At 56.0% G+C, this 4,140-nt stretch carries 4 protein-coding genes; 2 read left to right on the top strand and 2 right to left on the bottom strand.

What is annotated here, in order from left to right; all coding sequences use genetic code 11:
* Positions 1-116 precede the first annotated feature (116 nt).
* On the bottom strand, positions 117-2,813 hold the full coding sequence (locus ASN89_RS24575; protein ID WP_235502068.1) for a TonB-dependent receptor: 2,697 nt from the start codon (positions 2,811-2,813) through the stop codon (positions 117-119).
* 165 nt (positions 2,814-2,978) lie between these two features.
* Here ASN89_RS24575 and ASN89_RS24580 point away from each other — a divergent pair, with 165 nt between their 5' ends.
* Together ASN89_RS24580 and ASN89_RS28820 are read left to right on the top strand one after the other, a co-directional pair.
* Positions 2,979-3,224, top strand: a complete 246-nt coding sequence (locus ASN89_RS24580) for a hypothetical protein (protein ID WP_152988678.1) — start codon at positions 2,979-2,981, stop codon at positions 3,222-3,224.
* Positions 3,225-3,534: 310 nt separating this feature from the next.
* Positions 3,535-3,852 (top strand): hypothetical protein, encoded by a 318-nt coding sequence (locus tag ASN89_RS28820; RefSeq protein ID WP_152988679.1) that lies wholly within the window; start codon positions 3,535-3,537, stop codon positions 3,850-3,852.
* 87 nt (positions 3,853-3,939) lie between these two features.
* Here the strand turns inward: ASN89_RS28820 and ASN89_RS29590 are convergent.
* The coding region (locus ASN89_RS29590) for a hypothetical protein (RefSeq protein WP_235502069.1) at positions 3,940-4,140 on the bottom strand (201 nt) is incomplete at its 5' end.

Here is a 4,140-nt window from a genome sequence, read left to right on the forward strand (position 1 = left end):
CTATCCGCGAGGTTGGCGGCGCCTTAGAAAAGAGGAGGCTGAAAAGAAAAAATCCGGCGGCCAATGCATGGCCGCCGGATTTTTTTGCTAACTAACTGTTATTTCTTGCCTGGCGATTAGAACGTGTAGCGGCCGCCCAGCGTGAAGTAACGGCCCACTGCGCCCGCTTGGTGCAGCGATGGGTTGTAGTTGATGCGGCCGTAGGTTTGCACGTCCAGCGGTGCCATCTTGTCGAACAGGTTGGTGATCGACGCGGTGAGTTCCCATTGTTTCGTGACGCTCCACTTGGCAAACAGATCCGTGGTGGTGAACGAAGCGATACGGCAGTTTTTGTACGGCACGTCGTTGGCATCGACGTCCAGGCAATCGCCGTTGACATCGTTCTTGTTGCTGATGCTGCTGACGTAGTTCATGTTGGCCGTGACGTTGACCGGACCTTGATCCCAGCCCAGGGTCAGGCGGACTTTGGTCTTCGGCGTACCGCCGTTACCGGACAGGTTGACGTCACCGTGGGTGCCGGCAAATTCCAGTACCGTGCCATCGGCGTTGGTACGGGTGAACTCTTTCATGTACGTGACCGTTACGCCCGAGTTGAAGCGGCCGTATTCGCCGGCGTTGTACTTGCCGCGCAGATCCAGGTCGATACCCGAGGTCTTGGTCTTGCCTGCATTCAGGTAAGGTGCTTTGACCATCAGGATAGGACCAGCCAAGCCTGGGAAGTTGCTCGTAGGTTCGCCACGAACGATTTCCGCATCTGGGTAGCCAGCTGGATTGGCGACCACTGCGCCAGGATCGGAGCCGTTGATTTCGCCATCGCGGACGATTTTCCACCAGTCGATCGACAGGCTGATGTTCTTGATCGGCTCAAGCACCATGCCCAGGCTGTAGCTCTTCGACGTTTCCGGCTTGATGTTCTTGTTGCCGATGGTGATCGCGCCAACTTGTTGCGACGAGCAATCGATAGGCAATTTCGTCACGGCGCAACGCACTGGATCGCTGGCGATACTGGTGAACGCTGCCACGGCGCTGTTGCCGTTTTCCGCGGCGCTAGGCGCGCGGAAACCTTCCGCATACGTACCGCGGAAAGCCACGGCCGATGCTGGCGTGAATTTGAAGCCGACTTTTGGCGTGGTCGAGCGGCCATAGTCCGAATAATCATCGCTGCGCAGCGCGAATTGCAGTTCCAGCTCTTTCATGACTGGCGCGGCGAGCTCGGCGTACAGAGCCTTGACGTTACGCGAACCTTGCGAAGCGGAATAACCCAGGCCAACGATATCGTTGATGTCGGTGTATGGCGTCGACTGGCTGTTCGTTTCTTCCTTGCGGTACTCGGCGCCCAGAGCGAGGCCCATCATGCCGCCTGGCAATTGGAACAGTTCGCGCGAAGCCTTGAAGTCCAGCGAGGTGCTCTTCGTCGTGCCCGAGTTGCTCAGCGTAGGCGATACCAGTGCCAGTACTTCAGGGCTGTTGATGACACCCTTGCCGATGCGGAAGGTGCCGTTGTTCAGCGCCGTGCGCAGGGCGCTGGAACGGTAGTAGCCCGTTTGCGTACGGTCGGTTTTGCTTTCTGCGTACATCAGGCCGGTATCGTAATCCCAGTTGGCGTACGTACCCTTGACGCCGGCCAGGACACGGGTGACGGTCGTTTCGAGGTTCGACACGCGTGGACGCGATTCATCGACCCAGCGCGGACGGGCAGCGACGCCCAGGATGTTGTCCGGGTGGTTTGCCGGCATCAGCAGCTGATCCGGGCCGGTGCTGGTGTTGTTGACGCGGGCGTTGATCAGGTCAAAGCCGGCGCCGGTCAGGCCGGACGGGGTGGTGTAGGTGTCGGCCTTCGACTTGAAGATGCCCACTTCCGTGTAGCCTTGCGCATTCGCGCCCAGCGCCAGGGTGCCGCGCATGAACAGGTTGACGTTTTCGGTCTTTGGCTGGATGGTCGCGAACTGGATCGGATCCCACAGGCAGCCGCCGCGCGAGTTGTCGTTCGAATTGCCGCCCGCCGGATCGAGGTTGATCGGGTCGCACGAACCAGGCAAGTTGGTCACGTTGCCGGCAGGAGCGCCAGCGGCGTTGACTGGACGCAGGGTGCCCAGGAAGGAGCTGCCGCCGCCGTTACCGGCAGTGGTAAAGCCAGCGCGTTGGTCGCGGCCACCCCATGGGCGGGCATCGGCCTGGCCGATCCACTTGTCGCGGCTGGTTTGCTTGATTTCGCCCGATTTTTTCGCATCGATGGTGGCGAAGACGTTGAATTTGTCGGTGTCCATGTCGCCGAAGCCGATGGCGCCGGAGATGCTGGTGACGGTGCCGTCGCCGTGGCCGCTCTGGCCTACGTTGGCGGAAATGGTCTTGCCGACATAGTTCTGGCGCAAGATGATGTTGACCACGCCGGCGATCGCGTCGGAACCATAAATGGCGGAAGCGCCGTCTTTCAGGATATCGATGCGGTCCACGGCGTCGAGGGGAATCGAGTTCAAGTCGACGAAGCTGCGCTGGCCGTCATCGCCGAAGCCGTATGGCGCCGTGCGGCGGCCATTGATCAGCACGAGGGTCGAGCTGACGCTCAAGCCGCGCAGCGAAACGCCCGAGGCGCTACCGGCGAAACCGTTGGTGAAGGAGCCGCTGATACTGCCGTTGTTGTCGGCGGAAATGCTGCGCACGACGTCGGCGATCGATGCCTTACCGGTTTGTTCGATATCCTTGCGGGTCAGCGTTTGAATGACCGAAATGGTTTCGGCTTCCGCGCGCTTGATGCTCGAACCGGTCACTTCGACCTTCTGAATGTTTTCGCCAGTAGTTTGTGCGTTGGCCATGTGCATGCCGAACGCAATGCTGCCGATAAACATCAAACGTATAGAACGCGATAATCCTGTTTCCACCATCATTGCAAAACTCCTCACTTATGAATATGCGGCTTGAGATTGCCTTGTATTGGCAACACCGGCCGTATATGTATCTATTATTTTATCGATCGTCTCATGGACGGTGTCTTTGAAACGTTTGAGTATTCAAAATTTCAAGACGTTAATGAAACCATCGCAGCTACTTGGCTGTCAATTTTTATAGTGGAAATGCATATGAAAAAACAACACCAGGCACAGTTTGGTATATCCATTTTGCTGCAGTGCAGCGTCGCGGATGGCCTGCAGACCGCATGCTTGCAGGCTTGCCGGGCAGGTGCAGATGTGTGGTATGGCGGCGAAAGCGTTGTTTTTTTGTACTAAGTCGGAGAACGATAGACGCAAGCGCCATCATGGTGCAATATTAGGTTTCTGCATCAAAGGAGTGCAACGCCGTACCATATTGGTGCTTGATCACCGATTGCTTAGGCGCTTTATTCATTTCCATATTTGAAAAGATAATAGCGGGTCCGCCATTCCATGAATGCGCGGATTATCTTTGTTTGTTTTATTGTATTGTTCGCGATGTTTTCACGATAAAAACAATGCAGTGATATTCCGCATTGCGACGCGACTGGTATTATCGGCGCGGAATTGCGGCGCACGATAATTCGCCGTGCAATAACAGAGTATTGTGGCGCTGCGCCGCCCCCATGGACAGGCCGATGGCGCCGGCGGCCAGGGCCGTTTCTTCAGCTTGGGTGGCATGCGCGTTCTATATGGCAAGGCGGACCTGGCGGCAGCAAAGCTGCTCCGTTCAACGAAAGGGCAGGATGACTTTTCAGTCATCCTGCTTTTTTTTTGCCCTTATTTCTCCATCGGCTATCTCAACAGCATGCCGGGCAATCTTCCTGTCCAGTGTCCGGCAAGATGGCTGGAAAGTGGCGTGCCTTGCTTCCTGCACCCGCATGCGGCGGGCAGCCGATTTAACAATTCAAGCTGCGTGCATTGATATTTGACGGGAAACTTGGCAAGTGCAGTATTTCATTCCGATAGTTTCCATGTTATCCGACAAAAATATTGTTTTATTTCAATGTATTTATATTTTTGCAATTTTACTTGAGCAGTGTGGATGTGCAAGACGCTGCGCGGAAGAAGCGTTTTTCAGTATGTTTTCATTGGAGAAATGGCCGTAGTCGACAGGCCTCGAAACGGCTGGAATGACCTTGTTGCGGCGGGCCTGTGTTGTCCGCTCGGAGCGCAACAAATAGCTGAAAAAATGGAAATATTGCCAAATTCC

Source organism: Janthinobacterium sp. Ant5-2-1, from assembly GCF_001445815.1.
In the GTDB taxonomy this organism is placed as follows: domain Bacteria; phylum Pseudomonadota; class Gammaproteobacteria; order Burkholderiales; family Burkholderiaceae_D; genus Janthinobacterium; species Janthinobacterium lividum_E.